Origin of the sequence: Kitasatospora sp. NPDC058406 (assembly GCF_042722765.1) — a bacterium.
GTDB lineage: Bacteria > Actinomycetota > Actinomycetes > Streptomycetales > Streptomycetaceae > Kitasatospora.
Map to the genome: position 1 here is coordinate 1 of NZ_JBHXKE010000491.1, position 1,688 is coordinate 1,688.

Sequence of the window (1,688 nt, forward strand, 5' to 3'; positions counted from 1 at the left end):
TAGCCTCCGCGTTTCAGTTGGGCCCTGCTGAGCCGGGTCGATGATGTTGGTAACGCGTAGTGGTCGTGTGCGGGTGTGGGGCATGCCGAAGGCCCGACGCGTGGTCGGTGTCTCCAAGGTCCTCGGGTCGTGGGCGGACGGGGACGATCGGGTCGGTCAGGTGACGGGCCGCGGCAGGGCCTGCAGTCGGGTGAAGGCGGTCGCCAGGTCGTGGCGCCAGGGCCAGGTAGCGGCGATCCGCAGGTGCAGACGGCGGGCGCCCCGGGTGATGCGGGCGGCCGCGTGCAGCAGCCGGTAGCGGAGCTTCTTCGGCTCGGCCGTGGCCAACTCCCCGTCCAGTAGGAGGGACTGGGCCCAGGCGAGCAGGTCGATAGCCGCCAGGGACAACTCCAGCCATGTGGCGTTGATCTGGAAGTGCCGGGAGGGGAACCGGCCGAATCCGGTGTTCTTGCCGCAGCGGATGCGGTCCTCGACGCGGGCGTGTGCGCGATGGCGGACCTCCAGCAACTGCAGGGAGCCCTGGCCGTAGGGGGTATCGGTGAGGAAGACCTGGTGGCGCATGCCCTCGTCCAGGTCGAACAGCGTGAGTTGGGCGCCTGGGTGGGGGCGTTCGCGACGGACGAGGATCCGGGTGCCCTCGGGCAGGCCGGGCAGGTCGACCATGCCGGTCAGTTCGGCGACCTCGGCGCTGTCGCGCAGGGAGCCGTCCTGTTCGAGGGCGGGATGCCAGACCTGTTCGGGCAGGTGGCGGATTGCCCGGCGGACCGGTTCGGTGATGGACCATCCGACGGAGAAGGACGCGAGGATGCCGTGCGAGCGCAGGGCTCGGATGTGGGCCAGGAAGGCCTTGGCGGATCCGGCGCTGTCGGCGCGGATGAGGATCTCGGTGCCGTGGCGGTGGGCGTCGGGGATCTGGGCGAGCGCGGCGTCGAGCACGGTGATGTGGTCGGTGGCGGTGTTGGCCGAGGCGTTTCCCGGCCGCAGCAGGCCGGCGAGGGCCTCTCCGGTGTTGTCGAGGAAGCACAGCAGCGGGTGGTATCCGAATCCGTGTTTGTAGGTGGGTGCCGCGTGTTCCTTCTCGGAGTGGCAGGTGACGAGGGTGGCGTCGATGTCCAGGACCAGGCCCGGCAGCTCACGTCCGCCGGCCTGCGCGGCCGGGATTCCTCCTTCGCGGGTCTCGCAGGCCTGCAGCCAGGCGACCTCCCGGGCGGCGGCGCGGGCCGCGCGCAATGCTCCCAGCGCGGCCGGATCGATACCGGCCAGCAGCCGCCAGGCGGTCGGTGTGGAGGCGACCTGGCCGAAGACGTCGGGCTGGTCGCGTAAGAGGGCCAGGTCGGCGATGGCCTCGCCGCCGTCGGCGAGCATCACCGCCAGATCGACCGCGATCCGGCCCGGTTGGTGGCCGGTGCCACGAGGACGCAGCCGACGCAGGGCGTCACCGAAGGCGTGAGTGAGGCCGGTGGCGTCGGCGAGATCGGCCAGCAAACGGGACCCGGCATGGCTGACTACCCCGCGCCCGTCGGTAGCGACGACGAGCTGGGGTCGTGACCCGGTAGTGTGCACGTAGAAAGTGCCTTCCTGCTGGGCTGACAGAGACCTTCGACAAGCCTCATCTTCCCAGCGCAGAAGGCACTTTCGCGTTCCCGCTCATGATCCGGACACCGCCGCAAGTGAAACACGCAGGCTAG

Annotated in this window: 1 protein-coding gene; it reads right to left on the reverse strand. The window is 70.3% G+C overall.

Annotated features, from left to right (window positions below):
• Nucleotides 1–156 precede the first annotated feature (156 nt).
• Nucleotides 157–1,563, reverse strand: a complete 1,407-nt coding sequence (locus ACFWOG_RS40785) for an IS1380 family transposase (RefSeq protein ID WP_380364802.1) — start codon at nt 1,561–1,563, stop codon at nt 157–159.
• Between the last annotated feature and the right edge of the window lie 125 nt (nt 1,564–1,688).